The organism is Streptococcus sp. SP8 (genome assembly GCF_030440045.1).
GTDB lineage: Bacteria > Bacillota > Bacilli > Lactobacillales > Streptococcaceae > Streptococcus > Streptococcus parasanguinis_I.
The window spans coordinates 12,529-32,953 of record NZ_JAQFJL010000018.1 but is presented as its reverse complement, the minus strand read 5'-3'; the positions used below and the strand labels follow the sequence as shown (position 1 = coordinate 32,953).

Here is a 20,425-nt window from a genome sequence, read left to right as displayed (position 1 = left end):
AAATTATGGTAAAATAGATAGTATAAAATTAGAAAAAAGAGGTATGTGAAATGTCACGTAAACCATTTATCGCTGGTAACTGGAAAATGAACAAAAATCCAGAAGAAGCAAAAGCATTCGTTGAAGCTGTAGCATCAAAACTTCCTTCAGCTGACCTTGTTGAAGCTGGTATTGCAGCTCCTGCAGTTGACTTGACAACTGTTCTTGCTGCTGCTAAAGGTTCAAACCTTAAAGTTGCTGCCCAAAACACTTACTTTGAAAATGCTGGTGCCTTCACTGGTGAAACTAGCCCACAAGTTTTGAAAGAAATCGGTACTGACTACGTTGTTATCGGTCACTCAGAACGTCGTGACTACTTCCATGAAACTGATGAAGATATCAACAAAAAAGCAAAAGCAATCTTTGCGAACGGTATGCTTCCAATCATCTGTTGTGGTGAAAGCCTTGAAACTTACGAAGCTGGTAAAGCAGCAGAATTCGTAGGAGCTCAAGTTTCAGCTGCTCTTGCAGGATTGAATGCAGAACAAGTCGCTTCAACAGTTATCGCATACGAACCAATCTGGGCGATCGGTACTGGTAAATCAGCTTCACAAGACGACGCACAAAAAATGTGTAAAGTTGTTCGTGACGTTGTAGCTGCTGACTTTGGTCAAGAAGTGGCTGACAAAGTACGTGTTCAATACGGTGGTTCAGTGAAACCTGAAAACGTTGCTGAATACATGGCTTGTCCAGACGTTGACGGAGCTCTTGTGGGTGGTGCATCACTTGATCCAGAAAGCTTCTTGGCATTGCTTGACTTCGTTAAATAATGACATCTAAAAGGCGAGAGGTTTCTCGCCTTTTTTATAGTAGAAAAAGGCTGGGCAAAAACTGTCCAGCCTTTGATGTTTGATAGGAGTAAGTGTAAGACGCAGTGGTTGATTGGCATCTTTGTTCGCCTTTTAAGCTCCAAAGATGACCTAATCAACTGTGCGGGGGTGGGAAGACGAACTCTTTTTAACTTGTCGGAGTTCTTTCCCACTCCCTTTGAGTTAGGAACGTCCTAATAGTTTCTTAATGAGAGAAATCAGTTTGTATTTCAGAGGACTTGGGTAATAACGGAAGGTCCCCATCTTACGGACGATGTAACCATTGAAGTTTTGTTTGAAACGAAGAACACCGTCTGACCCGTCAAAGATTCCTTGAATACCTAGGAAGTTATATCTTGGGATGCCACGTTTGATGGTTTCAAGCATCATATATTCCTGGAGAACAGCAGGAGCATAGAACTTATTAAATTCTGTATAAGAGCCACTGAATAAATAGGTGGATTCTTGTGGCATATAGACGAAGAGGCTACCTGCAAGAATGACGTCTTGATCTCCATATTTTTCAATATATTCTTTTGCTTCCTGTTTTCTCACCTCAAAGGTATCAAACTGGCTAGAGAATTCACGAAGTTGATTTTGTTTTTTCTCTGAATTGGGGTTGACTTCAAGATCCTTCTGTAATTTCTCAATCTTCTGTGCTAGTTTTCCTTGGTCTTTTTCAAGATTCGTGTAGTAATGGTGGAAGTTCAGTGTTGTGATCATGAAATCTGCATTGTCGCCAAAACTGTCATAGAAAGTTTGGTAATAATCCAAGGTCTTATCCTGATAGTCGCGACGGTCACTGGTAGAGGAAGTAATATCCTTAAAGAGTTGCAGTTCATCTCGGTTTAATCGTTTCAGTTCAATACCGAAAGATTTGGCTTTCTTGACAAGTGGCTTTCCTTTTTTACTGAAGCTCTTGAGAAGATTTTTTTCGGTGATACCCTCCATATCTTTCACATAATGCCAATCACCTTCTCCACCTGGATAACCTGTTGTTAAACCATCATGCTGATAGCCCAATTTTTTTAGGGTATCCATAAAATGGGTTTGCTCTTCACTGGTTGGATTGCCGTCACTGTCAAAGGTTTGATAGGTATCATAGGGCTTGATAACGAGTTCAATAGCCCCATTTTCTTTCGCATAGTCTTTTAAGGCTGCATAGAAGGGTTCTAGCATAGATTCCTCTTGGTAAAGGGGGCCAGAATTGATTTCCATATGGAGACCACCTGTCATAGGAAGACTGTACAAGATTGCTGCCACTTGGACTTGATCTTCTTGCTTCCAAGCGATAAATTGGACGGTATTTCCTCGCTTTTTAAGCAGATCTGCCATTTCAGCAGACTGGATAAAAGAGCGATGGGAGACAGTATTTGCAAATGAGGTAAATTCTTCTTTTGAAATTGTCGTAAGAGTCATGTAACTTTATTTACTCCTTAATTTTTTCCGGATCTTGTAGACTTTGTTTACAAGTGGATAGAGTGGACTGGTTGGGAGGTTGAATTCCCCAACAAATTCTTCAATGACAGGATTAAATTTAGATTTAAAATGATAGAGACCACCATCGAGTGAATTTTCAATGCCCCCCATATTTTGCCAAGAAGCACCACGGTCGAAAGCGTGTTGGGCAGTTTCATACCAGGTGAGGATAGCAGGTTGGTAACGGCGGAATTCTTCATCCATCCCTGCATAAACATTTTCAGACGTCCCACCGAATTCAAGGGTTAAGGTCCCAGATAAAGGAACGATCTGTCTACCTGCTTGGAGATGCTGTTCAAGAAATTGCAGTTCTTCCTCTATCCGCTCTTTTTCTTTTTGGTTATTCTCAACCTTGCCAGGCTTTGTTTTTTCTGTGAATTTTTCAGCCTCTGCCTTGTTTTTTTCAAGATCTTTTGTAAGGGAGGTTTTCCGTTTCTCGAGATCTAGCGTAGACAAGGTAATGTAGGATTGTCCTTGGTAGGTTGTGAGCAGTTTTTCGTAGTAGTCTTTTCCACGTAAATGAATGCTTTTACGAGCCTCAGTCTTTTTCATGAGAGAAGCAAAGTCCTCTAACAATTCGGTTCCGCCAAATTGGACTTGGATTCCTTTGTTTCGAGCAGTTCGGATGGCTTGTCGAGTAGATTTTGAAAGATCTTGCTCGGTGAAAAACTCTTTGTGGATATTTGCTTGAAAGCGTGGTTGGATATTTTCTGCCATATCACTGGTTCGGCCAGTCCATTCAACCCCTTCTTTAGTTAAGGTGTCGATCATCGCTTGCACAGTAGGAGCTTCCGTCTTTTCTTGTCCAATCAAGTGTTTACTCAAGAAAAGACTTGGATCAAATTTCACAAACAAGGCCTTGTATTGTTTGGCTATCTTTTTAAGGGACTGGATCACAAATGAAACCAGCTCTTTGTTTTGGTAATCCATGATTGGACCTCGAGGAATGTAGAGCATGGAAAAGCCAAGTGGCAGGGGTTGAATCAAGATGCTAGCAACAGCGACTAATTGGTCTTCTTGATAAAAACCAACCCGTTCATTTCCCCAATTATCTTTGATTTTTGCCCATGAGCTGCTTTGTAAGAGATTAGTTTGGTCACTCTGAATAACAAAGTCATCATGCTCACTAGCAGAAATTCCTAGCTGGTAATGGTACATTTCTTATAATACCCACTTTCTAATGGCGTATGCAACGCCAGATTCATCATTTGATTTGGTAATAGTTGTAGCAATTTTTTTAAGAGCTGGATTGCCATTCTCCATAACGACGGCATGTCCCACGACTTCTAGCATGGAACGGTCATTTTCCTCATCTCCGATGGCCATGGTTTCTTCTTGCTGAATTCCAAGTCGTTCAGCTAGATGAAGAACAGCTGATCCCTTATTGGTTGTTTTCCCTAGAATTTCTAAATAAAAAGGGGCTGATTTGACCATAGTGAAGCGATCCTTGAATTCTTTAGGGATTTTTGCAATCGCAGCATCTAGAATATCTGGTTCATCGATATACATGGCCTTGACAAATTCTTTCTCACGAACTTCTTCAGGCGTCCGGTAATAAAGGGGCATATTGACCAGTTGAGATTCATGAATGGTGTAGCGTCCGATATCGCGATTGCTGGTATAGATGCCGTCTTTAGTAATAGCATGAGAGTGGATTTGGAGTTTGTTAGCAAGAGACTCGATATCGAGATAGTCCTCATAATGTAAAAGGTCTTTGATGAGTTCTTTTCCAGTAGCAGTTTCTTGCACCAGACCGCCATTAAAGGTAATGACATAGTCTCCAGGATCCATCAAATGGAGTTCTTTTAAAAGTTTTGAGACCCCTGCGATAGGACGACCGGTTGTGATCACGATTTTAACGCCTGCGGCTTTAGCATCTTGAATGGCTTCAAATACGGAAGGTGTGATCTCTTTTTTTGAATTGAGGAGTGTACCATCGATATCGATCGCAACTAATTTAATGGACATCCGTCTCTCCTGTAAAATAATCATTGGTAATGTAAGAAGTGAATTCTTCTACTTGCTTACTGAAAAGTCCATTAACCTCCAGCATTTCTTTTGGAAAATAGAAGCGGTTGTCCCCATAGCGAGTTCCTGCTAAAGCAGCGACGAGTGGAGACAACTGAGATAATTCAGCGAGACTCCCATCTTTTCGGATCATCTCGATCTGGGTCCGCGGTTTTTCAAGCTCTGGTCGATAAATATCGTAGGGCAGATCGAAATTTTGATGAATAGCGGTGTAGTAGGTTGGATTAAACCCAACCTCTTTAATCAGTTTTTCAAGGATTGCTAAGTCTTTTCGTTTATCTTCTGTAAATAGAATCGATTTAAAGACTTTCCGATTAATATATCGCTGAGCAAGATCAGACAAGATGGTATCCGGACTATCCATCCAGACTTGGAAATAGGTATTCATCACACCGTCATCTAGATTTAGGTAGTCTTGAATGGTGACCTCTTCTTCAAAAAATGGAATCAAGCGAGGTGAAGTCAGTTGAAAATACTCTTTCTGATCTGGATAAATGGTTCTAGCTCGTTTGAGAAGATTTTGAAGGAGGACTTCCATGGCACGAGTAGCCGGGTGGAAGTAGACCTGCATATACATTTGGTAACGGCTGACCACGTAATCCTCGACAGCGTGCATGCCATTTTGTTGGAAGGCAATGCCATTTTCAATCGGTCGAATGACGCGCAAAATACGGGTCAAGTCAAATTTTCCATAGGAAGCACCCGTAAAATAGGCATCCCGCAGTAAATAATCCATTCGGTCCACATCAATCTGACTAGAAATTAATTGCACCACTTGTTTATTGGGATAGGTATGATCAATGACGCTGGCTACACGATTTGGGAAATCAGGAGCCACTTGCAAGAGGATCTGATTGACCTCCGTCTCTGGGCTGGTGATGATCAGCTGGGTCATTTTTTCATGATCGGTTCCAAAGAGTCCTTCGAAGGTATGAGAATAAGCACCATGTCCAATGTCATGAAGAAGAGCGGCTGTCATGGTCAGTAAGTTTTCATCAGAATTCCATTGCTCTGCATACTTCTCCTCAAAAATGGATAGAATGCGTCTTGAAATTTCATAGGCGCCAAGACAGTGAGAAAAACGACTATGCTCCCCACCGTGGAAGGTAAAACCAGATGTCCCCAGTTGTTTGATGCGGCGTAGTCGTTGAAATTCTTTACTATTAATTAATTGATAAATGATGGGATGATCCACATGAACGTAATCATGCACGGGATCGCGAAAGACTTTTTCATTCATGGGTCTATTATAGCAAAAAAAAGCCTATTTTGCGATATAGAGGCTAATAGGGGCAGTCAAAATGCGTAAAATTTGATAGAATAGTAAGGCAAGAAAAGAAGAGAAGGAGACAAAGATGCAGATTCGCATTCAAAATACCATTCGATTTGGAGAAGAAATGGAAATCGTTGATCAGTACTATCAAGGTGAATGGAAGGAAAAAGCAGGTTTTCAGTATCTCTTGTATACCAATGAAGAAGATGAAAAGGTTGCTTTGAAATTTTCCAATGACGAATTGGTCATGACACGTTTCTCAAGTCCTAAATCCATCATGCGTTTCTACAAAAATGAAGATGGTGGGGCAATCATCCCAACTCCGATGGGCATTCAGCAGTTTTTGATTACAACAGATTTCTTTCAATTAGAAGCAGGTCATTTGCAAGTCTCTTATCGCTTGTTAACTCTCGATGGAGAACAGGAATTTGCTAATTATCAATTACTAGTGGAATGGGAAGAATAGACCTCATTAAATTATTAGAGATCCCGCTTGCTTTATTCTATAAAAATGGTATAATAAAACCACTCAAGGGAGTAGCTGGCGGTTTTCCGCGATAGTGTCGTCATTACGAATTATTTCCGGCACTATATTAAACAGCGAGACTTGTTTTTTTAAAAAACAGGTCTCTTTTTTTGTAAAAAGAGGCCAAAAAGGAGGAGACTGTTTTGTCAAAAGAACAAAATAAAGATTTGTTTTACACGCAATCTTCTGAGGAAGTCCTAAAGAACTTGGACTCATCTGTCGAAGGTTTGTCAACCGCCCAGGCTCAAGAACGCTTAGCGAATTATGGTCGTAATGAGTTGGAAGAGGGTGAAAAACGTAGCCTACTAGCTAAATTCCTTGATCAATTTAAGGATTTGATGATTATCATCTTGCTTGTGGCAGCGGCACTTTCTGTGATTACAGAAGGAATGGACGGTCTAACGGATGCCATGATCATCTTGGCCGTTGTTGTCTTGAATGCTGCCTTTGGGGTTTACCAAGAAGGGCAAGCAGAAGCAGCCATTGAAGCTCTGAAAAATATGTCTAGCCCCATGGCTCGTGTTCGTCGTGATGGCCATGTTATTGAGATTGACTCAAAAGAATTGGTACCCGGAGATATCGTCTTGCTTGAAGCGGGAGATGTCGTGCCTGCAGATATGCGTTTGTTTGAAGCAGCTTCTCTTAAAATTGAAGAAGCAGCTCTTACAGGGGAGTCTGTGCCAGTTGAAAAAGATGTGACAGGACTTGTTGAAGCAGATGCTGGTATTGGGGACCGCGTTAATATGGGTTACCAAAACTCAAATGTAACTTATGGTCGTGGTATTGGTGTCGTAACAAACACTGGTATGTATACAGAAGTTGGTAAGATTGCAGATATGTTGGCTAATGCCGATGAGACTGAAACACCATTGAAGCAAAGCTTGGAACAATTATCTAAAGCCTTGACTTACTTAATTGTTGTGATTGCGGTCATTACTTTCTTAGTTGGTGTCTTCGTTCGTGGGGAACATCCATTGGAAGGCTTGATGGTAGCTGTTGCCCTTGCGGTTGCGGCGATTCCAGAAGGACTTCCTGCCATTGTAACCATCGTTCTTTCTTTGGGAACAACAACCCTTGCCAAACGCAATTCGATTGTTCGTAAATTGCCAGCCGTTGAAACACTTGGTTCAACAGAAATCATCGCATCTGATAAAACAGGTACTTTGACCATGAACCAAATGACGGTTGAAAAAGTCTATACCAACGGTCAATTACAAAGTGCAGCAACTGAGATAGCTGCTAGCAACAATACCCTTCGTATCATGAACTTTGCCAATGATACCAAAGTGGACCCATCTGGCAAGTTGATTGGGGACCCAACAGAAACTGCCTTGGTGCAGTTTGGCTTAGATCACAACTTTGATGTTCGTGAAGTCTTGAAGGATGAGCCACGTGTAGCTGAATTGCCATTTGACTCAGACCGTAAGCTTATGTCTACCATCCATAAAGAAGAAAACGGTTCTTACTTTATCGCTGTGAAGGGTGCGCCTGACCAATTGCTCAAACGTGTGACGCGTATTGAAGTCAATGGGGAAGTTCGTCCTATCACGGATGAAGATAAGAAAGCTATCCTTGCTACCAACAAAGACTTGGCTAAACAAGCCCTTCGTGTCTTGATGATGGCTTATAAGACAAGCAAGGAAATTCCAACTTTGGAGTCTGAAATTGTTGAGTCTGACCTGATCTTCTCTGGTTTGGTCGGTATGATTGACCCTGAGCGTCCAGAAGCTGCAGAAGCTGTCCGTGTCGCTAAGGAAGCGGGTATCCGTCCGATCATGATCACTGGTGACCACCAAGATACAGCAGAAGCTATTGCCAAACGTCTGGGAATCATCGATCCAAATGATACCGAAGACCATGTCTTCACAGGGGCTGAGTTGAATGAACTCTCTGACGAAGAATTCCAAAAAGTCTTCAAGCAATATTCTGTCTATGCGCGTGTATCACCTGAACACAAGGTTCGGATCGTGAAAGCTTGGCAAAATGAAGGCAAAGTTGTTGCCATGACAGGGGATGGGGTCAACGATGCACCATCACTTAAGACAGCTGATATCGGTATCGGTATGGGGATTACAGGTACAGAAGTTTCTAAGGGAGCTTCAGACATGGTCCTTGCAGATGATAACTTTGCAACCATTATCGTAGCGGTAGAAGAAGGACGGAAGGTCTTCTCAAATATCCAAAAATCTATCCAATACCTCTTGTCTGCCAATATGGCTGAGGTCTTCACCATCTTCTTTGCAACCCTCTTTGGTTGGGATGTATTGCAACCAGTGCATCTTCTCTGGATCAACTTGGTAACCGATACGCTTCCAGCCATCGCTCTTGGTGTGGAACCAGCTGAGCCAGGTGTCATGAGCCACAAACCTCGTGGACGTAAATCTAACTTCTTTGACGGTGGGGTCTTCGGAGCTATTCTTTATCAAGGTATCTTCCAAACCATGCTGGTTCTTGGTGTTTATGGCTGGGCTTTGCTCTCTCCAGAACATGCGACTCGTGCCGAAATCCATGCAGACGCTTTGACCATGGCATTTGCAACTCTTGGTTTGATCCAATTGCTCCATGCCTTTAACGTTAAATCGGTTTACCAATCGATCTTTAAAGTGGGACTCTTCAAGAACAAGAGCTTTAACTGGTCGATTCCAGTTGCCTTTGTTCTCTTGATGGCGACCATCATTGTCCCTGGATTTAACAAACTCTTCCATGTCTCTCATTTGAGTTTGACACAATGGTTAGCAGTTATGATTGGTTCGCTCTTGATTGTTGTTCTCGTTGAGATTGTTAAAGCCGTTCAACGTGCACTTGGAAAAGATAAAAACGCCATTTAAACATAAAAAAAGTCATCTTTGGATGGCTTTTTTTGCGGGCAAAATAGACTGGGCATATTTCTTGAGGTACGTGTGGATTTTTGATAAACTAGTCAACAGTTTGAAGAAAGGAAACTTAGTTATGAAAAAGTTTTTTGCTGAAGTAATCGGCACATTTATGCTTGTCTTTATCGGGACTGGCGCAGTTGTTTTTGGAAATGGGACAGAAGGTCTGGGACATTTAGGAATTGCCTTGGCATTCGGTTTATCCATTGTTGCAGCAGCTTACTCAATTGGGACTGTTTCTGGTGCCCACTTGAACCCGGCTGTTTCGATTGCCATGTTTGTGAACAAACGCTTGTCTTCAAAGGACTTGGTTAATTATATTGCAGCGCAAGTAGTGGGTGCGGTTCTCGCGTCTGCAACAGTTCTCTTCCTCTTGTCAAATTCAGGTATGTCAACAGCTAGTCTTGGTGAAAATGCCTTGGCTAAAGGAGTGACTCCATTTGGCGGTTTCTTGTTTGAAGTGATTGCGTCCTTTATCTTTATCTTAGTCATCATGACAGTGACATCAGCTAGCAAAGGTAATGGGAAGATCGCTGGTCTTGTGATCGGTTTGAGCTTGACTTTGATTATTCTTGTTGGTTTGAACATTACAGGACTTTCTGTTAACCCAGCTCGTAGCTTGGCGCCTGCCCTCTTTGTTGGTGGTGCGGCTCTTCAACAAATTTGGATCTTTATCTTGGCTCCAATTGTCGGTGGTGTTCTGGCTGCAATCGTTGCAAAAAATCTCTTGGATACAGAAGAGTAAAAAATTGGTTCCGAAGGAACCAATTTTTTTATAGTTTAAGGATCGTCATGGCTTGAGAAAATTCATGAGCGAGCTGTTTTTTCTTGTATGCTTTAAATTCGGGGAGGTCTTTGATTCTGCGATAGCGTTTGTAGGGATCGTATCGTTTTGGAAAATCATATTCAGGAAAAGCTTCGAAAAATTGCTTGCAGAGCTCCCATTCTCGGACATAGCCTAAAGGTCTGGCATGATAGGTGATGGTGTCAATCGTTGTTGCTGGCATTCGGTGATGGCTATGACCAAAAATCACTTCTCTGACAGGATATTGTCTAAACAGTTCATGAAAGGCTTGGCTCCCTAGAAAAGCATTAAAGCGTTCAAAATAAGGGTGGCGCAGGAGAAACTGACTATGAGGAACAAAGTGCATAGCGATGATCAAGGGTTGATCCACTTGCATGAGTTCTGTTTCGAGCTCTTGCAACAGACGTTGGGTAATGGCTGGATCAGATCCCCTTCGTTGGAGACGTCTGTCAAACCAAAACAGATTCTTGGTTTGGAGATGTTTTTGGGGAGAGATAGTAGGAACAAAGCTGTAGTCATACCAGCCCGAAAAGGCAAGGAGTGTATGCTTTGAAAAAGGAATCTTTTGAAATTCAAAAGGTCTCATGGCTTCTTCTGATAGGCCCAGCATATCATGATTTCCCAAGCTAAAGGTCACTGGAAGATGACAATGAAGTTGGTCTAAAAATTTCTGTGAGGTCTTTTCAAAGCCGTTGGCAATATCTCCTGCAATATGGAGATGTTGAATTTTTTTGTCCTTGAAAAGAGTGATCAGGGTCTCTAATTCTTCTTTACCGAAGTTGTTCGAATCAATATGTAAATCGGACATAAAAGCTACTATTGTCATGCTACCAGTCTAGCATAAGAGGATCTTTTTTTCTAACAATTAGGTTACAAATGAATGGAAAAATGTTGAAAATTAGCTGGCTTGGCAGTAGTCAACCAGCAGATCCAATATTGGAAGGTGGGCAAATAGTGAAGGTTATGATATAATAGACTAGATACATAGAAAGAGGTACTTATGGACATTTCAGAAATTCGTCAAAAAATTGACGCAAATCGTGAAAAATTAGCTTCTTTCAGGGGGTCTCTTTGACTTAGAGGCATTGGAAGAAGAAATTGCCATTTTAGAAAATAAAATGACAGAACCTGATTTTTGGGATGATAATATTGCTGCGCAAAAGACATCTCAAGAATTAAATGAACTCAAGCAGACCTATGAAAATTTCCATCAAATGGTGGATCTCTTTGATGAGTCAGAAATCTTACTGGACTTTTTGGCAGAAGACGATTCGGTCAAGGAAGAATTGATCGAGAAGTTGGAGGAGCTGGATAAACGTATGACCAGCTATGAGATGACCTTGCTATTGTCTGAACCCTATGACAATAATAATGCCATCCTAGAAATCCACCCAGGTTCAGGAGGAACAGAAGCTCAGGACTGGGGCGACATGCTTCTTCGGATGTATACTCGTTTTGGAAATGCCCACGGCTTTAAAGTTGAAGTCTTGGACTATCAGGCTGGAGATGAGGCTGGAATCAAGTCTGTGACCCTATCCTTTGAAGGGCCACATGCATACGGTCTTCTGAAATCTGAAATGGGCGTTCACCGTTTGGTTCGGATCTCTCCATTTGACTCCGCTAAACGTCGTCATACCTCCTTTACATCTGTTGAGGTCATGCCCGAATTAGACGATACCATCGAAGTCGAAGTTCGTGATGATGATATCAAGATGGACACCTTCCGCTCTGGTGGAGCTGGTGGACAAAACGTCAACAAGGTCTCTACAGGGGTGCGCTTGACCCACATTCCGACAGGGATTGTAGTGGCGTCCACCGTGGATCGGACCCAATACGGGAACCGTGATCGTGCGATGAAGATGTTGCAAGCTAAACTCTACCAATTAGAGCAAGAGAAAAAAGCAGCAGAAGTGGATTCTCTAAAAGGGGATAAAAAAGAAATCACCTGGGGAAGTCAAATCCGCTCCTATGTTTTTACCCCTTATACCATGGTTAAGGACCACCGGACCAACTACGAAGTAGCGCAGGTGGACAAGGTGATGGATGGAGATATCGATGGCTTTATCGATGCCTACCTTAAATGGCGTCTCCAATAACCTCGAGGGAATCAACCAGAAAAGAATGAGAGGAATTTCATTACATGTCAATGATTGAAATGAAAGATGTTGTCAAAAAGTATGACAACGGGACGACGGCCCTTCGCGGGGTCTCTGTCCAAATTGAACCAGGAGAATTTGCCTACATCGTAGGACCTTCTGGTGCAGGGAAGTCGACCTTTATTCGACTTTTATACCGTGAAGTCAAACACGATAAAGGAAGTTTGAAAGTAGCTGATTTTGATTTGGATAAAATCAAAAAACGCGATATTCCTATGTTGCGACGCAATGTGGGAGTGGTCTTCCAAGATTATAAATTGCTTCCAAAGAAAACCGTTTATGAAAATATTGCCTACGCAATGCAAGTTATCGGTGAGCGCCGTCGCAATATTAAAAAGCGTGTTATGGAAGTTTTGGATCTTGTCGGATTGAAACACAAGGTCCGCTCATTCCCGAATGAATTGTCCGGTGGGGAGCAACAACGGATTGCGATTGCTCGTGCGATCGTCAACAATCCGAAAGTCTTGATTGCGGATGAGCCAACGGGGAACTTGGACCCAGATAATTCATGGGAAATCATGAATCTTTTGGAGCGGATTAATCTGCAAGGGACCACAGTATTGATGGCGACCCACAATAGCCAGATTGTAAATACTTTACGTCACCGTGTCATCGCGATTGAAAATGGTCGTGTAGTGCGTGATGAAGCGGAAGGAGAGTACGGATACGATGATTAGAAGATTTTTCCGACACTTAATCGAATCGCTTAAAAGCTTGAAACGAAATGGTTGGATGACGATTGCAGCGGTCAGCTCGGTTATGATTACCCTTAGCTTGGTTGCTATTTTCGCCTCAGTTATTGCCAATACCATCAAGCTTTCAGATGATATTCAAAACAGTGTGCGGGTTGTAGTATACATGCGCAAGGATATTCAAGATCAGAGCGAGCAGATTGAAAAAGACGGTCAAACCGTGACCAATGAAAACTACCATAAGGTCTACGATGCTCTGACAGCCATGAAGCATGTTGACAAGGTTGATTTTTCTAGCAAGGAAGAGCAGTATGATAAACTGATCAAAACGGCTGGGAACAACTGGAAGATTTTTGATGGAGATGCCAATCCTCTCTATGATGCTTATTATGTAGAGACAACAGCTCCTAAATATGTAAAGCAAGTTTCGGCTGATGCCAAAAAAATTGAAGGGGTCTCTGAAGTTAAAGATGGTGGGGTCGATACCCAACGCTTGTTCGCTCTTGGAACCTTCATCCGAAACTGGGGCTTGATTGGTGTAGCTTTATTGATCTTCATCGCAGTCTTCTTGATTTCAAATACCATTCGGATTACCATCATTTCACGTAGTCGTGAGATTAAGATTATGCGACTGGTAGGAGCAAAAAATGGCTATATTCGTGCACCATTCCTTTTAGAAGGTGCTTGGATCGGTCTTTTGGGAGCCTTGGTTCCTTCAGCTTTAGTCTTCTACGTTTATAATGTTGTCTATACATCTATGAACAATAATTTGGCAGATCAAAACTTGTATCTCTATAGTCCTCATCTCTTGGTACCGATCATGGTCGGTGGCCTCTTTGGATTAGGAATTTTGATTGGAGCGATTGGTTCTTCAATCTCCATGAGACGTTTTCTTAAGATATAATAAAAAAGCAAGTTCGCACTTGCTTTTTTTGTTTACTTTGATGAGGACAGGAAGGATGATAAGGACTCTTTAGGATTATCTAAAGAAGGGATTGAACATCTTCTCGTGACCAATAGAAGTTTCAGGGCCATGACCGGGATAGACAGTGTAGGAAGATGGAAGGGTAAAGAGCTCTTCTCTGATACTGCTAAGTAACTGTGTCGCGTTCCCTGTCGGAAGATCGGTCCGTCCGATAGTTTCGCGAAAAAGGGCATCACCGGATAGAACCAGGTGATCCTCAGGAAAGACGATAGAGACTCCTCCTGCAGAGTGGCCTGGTGTCTCCAGAACATAAAAGTGGAAATCAGCTATTTGGTAATCAGAGCGAATGTCATAAAGGAAGTCGGCCTCCTTGCATACAACATCTTCTAAATCCGCATGACGATCCAAACCAGATAAATTATCGACAGGAGAAGACAACCAACTGGCTTCTGCTGGATGGACATAAACAGGTGGGAAATGATAGGTCTGACGAACCTTTTCAAGACTCATAATGTGATCATAATGCGTATGGGTTAAAAGAATTGCTACGATTGGTTTTCCGATGCGATCTATTTGTTTTTGAATAGTCGCCCAGTCGCTCCCTGGATCGACAAGAATGAGGGAGTGATCATTTTCAAGGTAGTAGGTGTTTTCATAAGCTATAGGATTAACAGTACGATAGATTTTCATAAGGACTCCTTTCTAGAATAGTGTATCAAATTGTAAGGAAAATAACAGGATTGAAGTCAGCCTGAAAGGAGAAAAAAATCTGCAGAGCTTGCTCAAACGTGATATAATTTTAAGTATTATGACAAGACAGAAACGGAAATATGCCATTGTGGATCTGGAAGCGACCAGTGCTGGAAGCAATGCTAAGATCATTCAGGTTGGGATTGTCATCATCGAAGATGGGAGGATTATGCAATCCTATGAGACGGATGTGAATCCCCATGAACGATTGGATGAGCATATCAAACAATTGACTGGCCTGACAGATGCTCGCTTGAAAAAAGCACCAGAGTTTGCACAAGTGGCAAAAGAAATTTTTGAATTAATAGAAGATGCCGTCTTTGTGGCCCATAATGTCAAATTTGATGCGAATTTATTAGCAGAAGCCCTCTTTTGGGAAGGATTTGAGCTAACGACTCCTCGGATTGATACGGTTGAATTGTCTCAAATTTTCTATCCGACTTTAGAACGCTACAATTTAGGAGCGCTTGCAGCTGAACTGGAAATTGAGTTGCACCATGCTCACTCCGCTTTAGCGGATGCTATGGCAACAGCCCAGCTGCTGTTGAAATTGAGAGAGAAAATTGCGAGCTTACCAAGAGGATTGATCGAAAAACTTCTTTCGATGGCAGATTGTTTGATTTATGAATCGCGACTCTTAATAGAAGATGCGCTTAAAGACAGTAGCCTTTTTTTACCAGCTCATTTAGTAGAAGTTCATGGTCTCTATCTGCGCAAGCCACAGCAGTTCTTAGAAAGTCACTATTTGTCTGAACAGTTTGAACTCAATATGCAGTTGTTGGGAATGGAAGCTTATCCGGAGCAGAGAGAATTTGTTGCCTATATCGAGGACAGTTTGCACCAGCCGCTTCCAAGTTTTATCGAGGCGCCAACGGGAATTGGGAAGACCTACGCTTATCTGTTAACGCTTTTGGCGAAAACCTCCAAGCGCATTCTTGTGAGTGTTCCAACTAAAATTCTTCAGGATCAAATTATGAAGAAAGAAGGAAAGACCATCCAGGATCTTTTCCAAATTCCCTTTCATAGCCTTAAAAGTCCCAAGGATTATATCCAACTCGATAAATTTTATGAGACCTTACAGATTGAGTCAGATAATGGGATGATTCGACGCTTTAAAATGCAACTGTTGGTTTGGCTGACCATGACTGAATCAGGAGAGTTCAGTGAAATTGGCCAACTCTATCGTCATCTTCATTTTGTAGCTGACATTTGCCACGATGGTCAATTGTCGAAACGTTCACTGTTTTATCAGGAAGATTTTTGGCGTCTTGGTCAGGAAAAAGTGAAAACTAGCCGTGTGATTTTGACCAATCATGCTTATCTGCTAACCCGTCTAGAAGATGATAAGAGTCTACTTCAAGAGTCTGTTCTGGTCGTGGATGAAGCGCAAAAACTCTTCTTTGCTTTAGAGCAATTTTCACAGAGAGAAGAAACCTTGCAATCTCTTCTTTTAAACTTGCAACACGCTATTGAAGAGGAAAAAGATCTTCTACAACGACGTTTGCTGGAGAGTATTCAATTTGAGTTAAATGCCTGCTCCAAAGAAGTCGTGCAAGGAAAAACGGCAGTCTTATCAGATCAAACGGTGGCAAAAATTCGGCAGGATGTATCGGAATTGAAAACCGAATCTCTAGAGAATCTAAAGGAATTGTTTGATGAGCGCTACCAAACCTTTTGGATAGACAAAGAAGTGGTTGAAAGCCACCAGATTCTTCGTCTCCATGGAGGAGTGGAGGACTTACTATCCTTTAAGGAATTTGTACCTGAAGAAGTGACCGTGCTCTTTGTATCAGCGACGATTGCTATCAGTAAAAAAGTGCATTTACCTGCTCTTTTAGGATATCAAAAGCAGCAAATCTATCGGGTACCGATAACAGTCAAACAACACCAGGAATTGCTGGTGCCGATTGATTTTCCAGATGTTGTTTCTTTATCTTCAGTGGAATACGCAGGGGAGATTTGTCAGCTCGTCGGTGAACTCCTTCCTTTACGAAAGCCAATTTTTCTTTTGTTTACTTCAAAAGAATTGTTACTGGAGACGTCAAACGCATTGAAGTTTCCTCACTTGGCCCAGTATCGAAATGGGGATGCAGCCAATATTAAGCGACGATTTGACCGAGGAGAAAGCTCCATTTTATTGGGAACAGGAAGCTTCTGGGAGGGAGTCGATTTCTCCCAACAAAAAGAAGTGATTCAAATCATCACGCGCCTTCCTTTTGACAATCCTAAAGATTATATGGTTCAAAAGCTGAATACAAAACTCAGAGAACAGGGGAAAAATCCCTTTTACGACTATAGTCTTCCAGTCGCGATTTTAAGGCTCAAACAGGCTATTGGGAGAACCAGCCGTTTTCAAGATCAGGAATCTTTGGTGCTTTTATTAGATCAGCGGGTGGTAACCAAGCGATATGGAAAACAAATTTTGGATGGTTTGCAACAAGTGTTGCCCCTTCACACGACAGTGAGAGAGCGGCTTGTTGAGCAAGCAGCTGACTTTTTTGAAAGGAATTGAGAAAATGAAAAATAAAGGATTTGGACTTGCAATTGCATTTGTACTGGCACTTTGTGCTATGTTGTTGGGAACTTTCTTTCCCATTATTGGCTCCAGTGTTTTTGCCTTAATTTTAGGAATTGTCCTTAATGAATTTGTGGATTTGCCGGAGAATTCACGACCAGGCTTGAACTGGTCCGGTAAGAAATTGTTGCAGTATTCGATTATCTTCATGGGATTTAGCTTGCCCATTGCGACAGTTGCCTCTACAGGTTTGTCTTCTTTAAAGATTAGTCTGCCAACGATAACCGTTGCCTTTCTTGCAGCTATTATTTTTGGGAGAGTCTTCCACCTGAAATCTCATCTACGGACCTTAATTGGGTTTGGTACAGCTATTTGTGGTGGATCTGCTATTGCAGCAGCAGCGCCGATCATTGAAGCAGACGAAGAGGAAATTGCCCTATCTATGTCAACTATTTTCTTCTTCAACATTTTGGCTGTCTTTATCTTTCCAGTATTAGGGCATTTATGGCATATGTCTAATTTCCAATTTGGCCTCTGGTCAGGAACAGCCATTAACGATACGTCATCTGTTGTAGCAGCAGCATTTTCTTACAGTAAAGCAGCGGGGCAAATGGCTACAATTGTTAAGTTAACACGCGCCCTGATGATTGTACCAGTTTGTTTGGGCTTGATCGGTTTAAAATGGTATCGGAGTAAACAACAAGGAAGAAACAAAGGAATGTTAAAGAAAATTATTCCTTGGTTTATTATCTGGTTTATTGTGGCTTCCATTCTTTCTTCTATTGGCCTGGTACCTAAAGTGGTCCTACCTTACCTAAATGACCTTTCTCACCTCTTTATGGCCATGGCCTTGGTTGGAATCGGAAGCAAGGTTTCTTGGAAACAGTTCCGTGCAGCAGGAGCAGCCCCTCTTTTAGTAGGGTTGATTGCTTGGTTTTGTGTAGCAGGATCTAGCTTGGTTCTACAAATGTTGTTCTATTAATTGATTTGATGATTCTCACAGAAAGGAACGTGAATGAAGAAACATCATTTTTGGACGATTCACCTGGATTATTCCATCATTGGGATTGTCTTCACCCTTCTTATGATTGGGATCTTATCTGTTTATGTAGCAGTTTCTCACGACTATCCCCAAATGGTGTGGTCTTTTTTAGGGCAGCAATTGGCCTGGATTGGTGTGGGATGCGTCATTTGCCTGATTGTGACGATTTTTAGCACGAAATTTCTTTGGAAAATCACTCCCTTTCTTTACCTGCTTGGCCTAGCCTTGATGGTTCTTCCCCTTGTGTTTTATAATCCCAACTTGGTAGCTTCAACAGGAGCTAAAAACTGGGTGGCTTATGGGAACATCACCTTATTTCAGCCCTCAGAATTTATGAAGATCCCCTTCATCCTGATGCTGTCACGCTCTATTGTCCGATTTTTGCAAAGAAATAAGGGGCGTGAGCGATTATTACGACAAGATTGGTTTTTGATTCTAGAGTTGACCATCTATACGATTCCGGTCTTTGCCTTATTGGCTCTCCAACAGGACTTGGGAACGGCCTTAGTATTCTTGGCCATTTTTGCGGGCTTAGTGCTCGTTTCAGGAGTTTCCTGGAAAATTATCTTGCCGGTCATCTTGCTTCTGGCAGGTGGGTTAGCAGGCTTTCTCTTCCTCTTTCTTTCAGAAGGGGGGCGAGCTTTTCTGCACCAGCAAGTAGGGATGCCAACCTATCAGATGAACCGTATTTTAGCCTGGTTAAATCCTTTTGACTATGCACAAACCACCACCTACCAGCAGGCGCAAGGACAGCTAGCTATTGCTAGTGGTGGTCTCTTTGGGCAAGGCTTTAATGTCTCCAATTTATTGGTTCCCGTACGGGAAAGCGATATGATTTTTACGGTCGTCGCAGAAGACTTTGGCTTTGTTGGAGCTCTGGTGCTGTTGATTTTATATGTGACCCTGATTTACCGCATTTTAAAAATTACCCTCCAGTCCAATAACCAATTTTATACCTATATTTCCATCGGATTTATCATGATGCTGGTCTTTCATATTTTTGAAAATGTCGGAGCAGTAACGGGTCTTCTCCCTTTGACGGGGATTCCCCTCCCCTTTATCTCACAAGGTGGATCGTCTATTATTAGTAATCTGATTGGTATTGGTCTGGTCCTCTCAATATATAATCATAGTAGCAAAAAGAAAGAGCCAGAAGAAGGGCCTCCAATCCGTAAAAAAGTAGTCCTTAAAAAGGCGCAATAGATAGAAAGAAGGAATGAAAATGAAAAAAGTAGCAACGATTTTAGCAAACGGTTTTGAAGAAATTGAAGCCTTGACCATTGTCGATGTTTTGAGACGCGCTGGGATCGACTGTGACCTTATTGGCATGGAAGAAACGGTCACAGGTTCTCACCAGATCACAGTGGAAGTCGATCGCCTCTGGAATGGGGACCTGTCAGATTATGATGGAATCTTTTTACCAGGTGGGATGCCAGGAGCTGCAAATTTGCGTGATAATCCGGAATTGATTGCAGCTCTTCAAGAAGAAAGTAGGAAGGGAAAAATCATTTCTGCGATTTGTGCAGCACCAATTGTCTTGGCGCGTGCCGGCCTCTTAAAAGATAAACACTATACGTGTTACGATGGTTTTGAAGAAGAGATTCAAGATGGACACTATCAGAAAGAAACAGTAGTGAAAGACGGGAATCTCTTGACCAGTCGTGGTCCTTCAACGGCACTTGCCTTAGCCTACGCCTTGGTAGAGCAATTTGGAGGAGATGCCCAAAGCCTTCGTCAAGGAATGCTCTATCAAGATGTCTTTGGAGATGCTTAACAAAGCTCTTTTGGACACCATATTTTCTGGTGAAAGATCACATTCTATGTCGGAAAATGACTTCTCTTTGATTTAAAATGAAATGACCGTAAAAAATGGCTAAAATCCCCCCTAAATGAGGGTTTTTAGCTTATTTTTTTGTCCATTTGTGGTATAATATTGACTATGAATTATCATGATTTTATATGGGATCTTGGTGGGACGCTATTGGATAATTACGAAACGTCCACAAATGCCTTTGTAGCGACATTGAAGGACTTTCACATCCAAGCTGATCATGATTCTGTTTATGCAGCATTAAAAATCTCAACACAGGATGCAATTCAAACCTTTGCCCCTCATATTTCCAATTTTCGTACGGAATACAAGAAAAAAGAAGCCTTGGGCTTGCAAGAGCCGGTCTTATTTGAGGGAGCAAAAAAGTTACTAGAAGAGATCCAAGCACATGGAGGACGCCATTTTTTGGTATCTCATCGGGATCGCCAAGTTTTGACCCTTATTGAACAGACAGGTATTGCACCCTACTTTACGGAGATTGTAACAGCAGACGAGGGCTTTCCTCGAAAACCAGACCCAGCCTCTATGCTTTATTTGAAAGAAAAATATGGCATTCAAGACGGTCTGGTCATCGGAGATCGTCCGATCGATATAGAAGCTGGGAAGGCTGCAGGGCTTTCGACCTATTTATTTGATTCCATGCCACGCTTACACCAGTTTATATTTGAATAGAAAAGGGAAA

18 protein-coding genes are annotated in these 20,425 nt (G+C 42.0%); 12 read left to right on the top strand and 6 right to left on the bottom strand.

The genetic code is table 11. From position 1 onward, the window contains the following. The first annotated feature begins 50 nt into the window (after positions 1–50). On the top strand, positions 51–809 hold the full coding sequence (tpiA, locus tag PCY11_RS09755; RefSeq protein WP_070466289.1) for a triose-phosphate isomerase: 759 nt from the start codon (positions 51–53) through the stop codon (positions 807–809). Positions 810–1,031: 222 nt separating this feature from the next. On the opposite strand, the gene PCY11_RS09750 is transcribed toward tpiA, so the two are convergent. From PCY11_RS09750 to PCY11_RS09735, 4 genes are read right to left on the bottom strand one after another with little or no spacing between them, the layout of a single operon-like run. Further along, a complete protein-coding gene (locus PCY11_RS09750) occupies positions 1,032–2,267 on the bottom strand; it encodes an aminoacyltransferase (RefSeq protein WP_301362728.1) in 1,236 nt (411 codons plus the stop codon). Positions 2,268–2,273: 6 nt separating this feature from the next. Then, positions 2,274–3,485, bottom strand: coding sequence for an aminoacyltransferase (locus tag PCY11_RS09745; protein WP_031574026.1), 1,212 nt, complete (start codon positions 3,483–3,485; stop codon positions 2,274–2,276). 3 nt (positions 3,486–3,488) lie between these two features. Then, positions 3,489–4,295 carry a sugar-phosphatase gene (gene yidA / locus PCY11_RS09740; protein ID WP_049507679.1) on the bottom strand — a complete coding sequence of 269 codons (807 nt, stop codon included), beginning with the start codon at positions 4,293–4,295 and terminating at the stop codon, positions 3,489–3,491. Beyond that, on the bottom strand, positions 4,285–5,595 hold the full coding sequence (locus PCY11_RS09735) for an HD domain-containing protein (RefSeq protein ID WP_013903868.1): 1,311 nt from the start codon (positions 5,593–5,595) through the stop codon (positions 4,285–4,287). Before PCY11_RS09735 ends, yidA begins: the two co-directional genes overlap by 11 nt. Positions 5,596–5,710: 115 nt before the next feature. Between PCY11_RS09735 and PCY11_RS09730 the strand changes: the two genes are divergently transcribed. From PCY11_RS09730 to PCY11_RS09720, 3 genes are all read left to right on the top strand, one after another. Beyond that, positions 5,711–6,094, top strand: coding sequence for a DUF1934 domain-containing protein (locus tag PCY11_RS09730; RefSeq protein WP_049475354.1), 384 nt, complete (start codon positions 5,711–5,713; stop codon positions 6,092–6,094). 203 nt (positions 6,095–6,297) lie between these two features. Next, on the top strand, positions 6,298–8,982 hold the full coding sequence (locus tag PCY11_RS09725) for a cation-translocating P-type ATPase (RefSeq protein ID WP_070466285.1): 2,685 nt from the start codon (positions 6,298–6,300) through the stop codon (positions 8,980–8,982). A 121-nt stretch (positions 8,983–9,103) separates the two neighbouring features. Next, positions 9,104–9,772: an MIP/aquaporin family protein gene (locus PCY11_RS09720; RefSeq protein ID WP_049514648.1), complete on the top strand. Its 669-nt coding sequence runs from the start codon at positions 9,104–9,106 to the stop codon at positions 9,770–9,772. 28 nt (positions 9,773–9,800) lie between these two features. Here PCY11_RS09720 and PCY11_RS09715 read toward each other — a convergent pair whose 3' ends face one another. After that, complete coding sequence (locus PCY11_RS09715) at positions 9,801–10,658, bottom strand: metallophosphoesterase (protein ID WP_070846020.1); 858 nt, start codon at positions 10,656–10,658, stop codon at positions 9,801–9,803. A 174-nt stretch (positions 10,659–10,832) separates the two neighbouring features. On the opposite strand from PCY11_RS09715, the gene prfB reads away from it, so the two are divergent. The 3 genes from prfB (at position 10,833) to ftsX (ending at position 13,584) form a co-directional block, all read left to right on the top strand. Further along, positions 10,833–11,928 (top strand): peptide chain release factor 2 gene (gene prfB / locus PCY11_RS09710; RefSeq protein WP_100209015.1). Its coding sequence is split into 2 segments (ribosomal slippage): positions 10,833–10,904 and positions 10,906–11,928, totalling 1,095 coding nucleotides; the frame shifts between segments, so codons are not numbered across the junction. Positions 11,929–11,972: 44 nt separating this feature from the next. Next, positions 11,973–12,665 (top strand): cell division ATP-binding protein FtsE, encoded by a 693-nt coding sequence (gene ftsE, locus PCY11_RS09705; RefSeq protein ID WP_003008021.1) that lies wholly within the window; start codon positions 11,973–11,975, stop codon positions 12,663–12,665. Continuing rightward, on the top strand, positions 12,658–13,584 hold the full coding sequence (gene ftsX / locus PCY11_RS09700) for a permease-like cell division protein FtsX (protein WP_042759907.1): 927 nt from the start codon (positions 12,658–12,660) through the stop codon (positions 13,582–13,584). The genes ftsE and ftsX overlap by 8 nt, the downstream gene beginning before the upstream one ends. A 75-nt stretch (positions 13,585–13,659) precedes the next feature. Here the strand turns inward: ftsX and PCY11_RS09695 are convergent, their stop codons facing one another. Next, complete coding sequence (locus PCY11_RS09695; RefSeq protein WP_070466280.1) at positions 13,660–14,295, bottom strand: MBL fold metallo-hydrolase; 636 nt, start codon at positions 14,293–14,295, stop codon at positions 13,660–13,662. A 118-nt stretch (positions 14,296–14,413) separates the two neighbouring features. On the opposite strand from PCY11_RS09695, the gene PCY11_RS09690 reads away from it, so the two are divergent. The 5 genes from PCY11_RS09690 to PCY11_RS09670 all read left to right on the top strand — a co-directional run bounded on the left by PCY11_RS09690 (position 14,414) and on the right by PCY11_RS09670 (position 20,415). Continuing rightward, complete coding sequence (locus PCY11_RS09690; protein WP_070466712.1) at positions 14,414–16,867, top strand: bifunctional DnaQ family exonuclease/ATP-dependent helicase; 2,454 nt, start codon at positions 14,414–14,416, stop codon at positions 16,865–16,867. A 4-nt stretch (positions 16,868–16,871) separates the two neighbouring features. Beyond that, positions 16,872–17,852 carry a YeiH family protein gene (locus PCY11_RS09685; RefSeq protein WP_070466278.1) on the top strand — a complete coding sequence of 327 codons (981 nt, stop codon included), beginning with the start codon at positions 16,872–16,874 and terminating at the stop codon, positions 17,850–17,852. Positions 17,853–17,885: 33 nt separating this feature from the next. Continuing rightward, positions 17,886–19,115, top strand: coding sequence for an FtsW/RodA/SpoVE family cell cycle protein (locus PCY11_RS09680; protein ID WP_070466276.1), 1,230 nt, complete (start codon positions 17,886–17,888; stop codon positions 19,113–19,115). A 19-nt stretch (positions 19,116–19,134) separates the two neighbouring features. After that, on the top strand, positions 19,135–19,686 hold the full coding sequence (locus PCY11_RS09675) for a DJ-1 family glyoxalase III (RefSeq protein ID WP_024055774.1): 552 nt from the start codon (positions 19,135–19,137) through the stop codon (positions 19,684–19,686). 165 nt (positions 19,687–19,851) lie between these two features. After that, a complete protein-coding gene (locus tag PCY11_RS09670) occupies positions 19,852–20,415 on the top strand; it encodes an HAD-IA family hydrolase (protein WP_049491087.1) in 564 nt (187 codons plus the stop codon). The last annotated feature ends 10 nt before the right edge of the window (positions 20,416–20,425 follow it).

Coding starts and splice junctions, on each gene's coding strand:
- PCY11_RS09715 (WP_070846020.1), bottom strand. CDS start 10,658: ATGACAATAGTAGCTTTTATGTCCGATTTACATATTGATTCGAACAAC.
- PCY11_RS09735 (WP_013903868.1), bottom strand. CDS start 5,595: ATGAATGAAAAAGTCTTTCGCGATCCCGTGCATGATTACGTTCATGTG.
- ftsE (WP_003008021.1), top strand. CDS start 11,973: ATGTCAATGATTGAAATGAAAGATGTTGTCAAAAAGTATGACAACGGG.
- PCY11_RS09690 (WP_070466712.1), top strand. CDS start 14,414: ATGACAAGACAGAAACGGAAATATGCCATTGTGGATCTGGAAGCGACC.
- PCY11_RS09675 (WP_024055774.1), top strand. CDS start 19,135: ATGAAAAAAGTAGCAACGATTTTAGCAAACGGTTTTGAAGAAATTGAA.
- PCY11_RS09680 (WP_070466276.1), top strand. CDS start 17,886: ATGAAGAAACATCATTTTTGGACGATTCACCTGGATTATTCCATCATT.
- PCY11_RS09745 (WP_031574026.1), bottom strand. CDS start 3,485: ATGTACCATTACCAGCTAGGAATTTCTGCTAGTGAGCATGATGACTTT.
- PCY11_RS09750 (WP_301362728.1), bottom strand. CDS start 2,267: ATGACTCTTACGACAATTTCAAAAGAAGAATTTACCTCATTTGCAAAT.
- ftsX (WP_042759907.1), top strand. CDS start 12,658: ATGATTAGAAGATTTTTCCGACACTTAATCGAATCGCTTAAAAGCTTG.
- PCY11_RS09720 (WP_049514648.1), top strand. CDS start 9,104: ATGAAAAAGTTTTTTGCTGAAGTAATCGGCACATTTATGCTTGTCTTT.
- PCY11_RS09685 (WP_070466278.1), top strand. CDS start 16,872: ATGAAAAATAAAGGATTTGGACTTGCAATTGCATTTGTACTGGCACTT.
- PCY11_RS09730 (WP_049475354.1), top strand. CDS start 5,711: ATGCAGATTCGCATTCAAAATACCATTCGATTTGGAGAAGAAATGGAA.
- PCY11_RS09695 (WP_070466280.1), bottom strand. CDS start 14,295: ATGAAAATCTATCGTACTGTTAATCCTATAGCTTATGAAAACACCTAC.
- tpiA (WP_070466289.1), top strand. CDS start 51: ATGTCACGTAAACCATTTATCGCTGGTAACTGGAAAATGAACAAAAAT.
- yidA (WP_049507679.1), bottom strand. CDS start 4,295: ATGTCCATTAAATTAGTTGCGATCGATATCGATGGTACACTCCTCAAT.
- PCY11_RS09670 (WP_049491087.1), top strand. CDS start 19,852: ATGAATTATCATGATTTTATATGGGATCTTGGTGGGACGCTATTGGAT.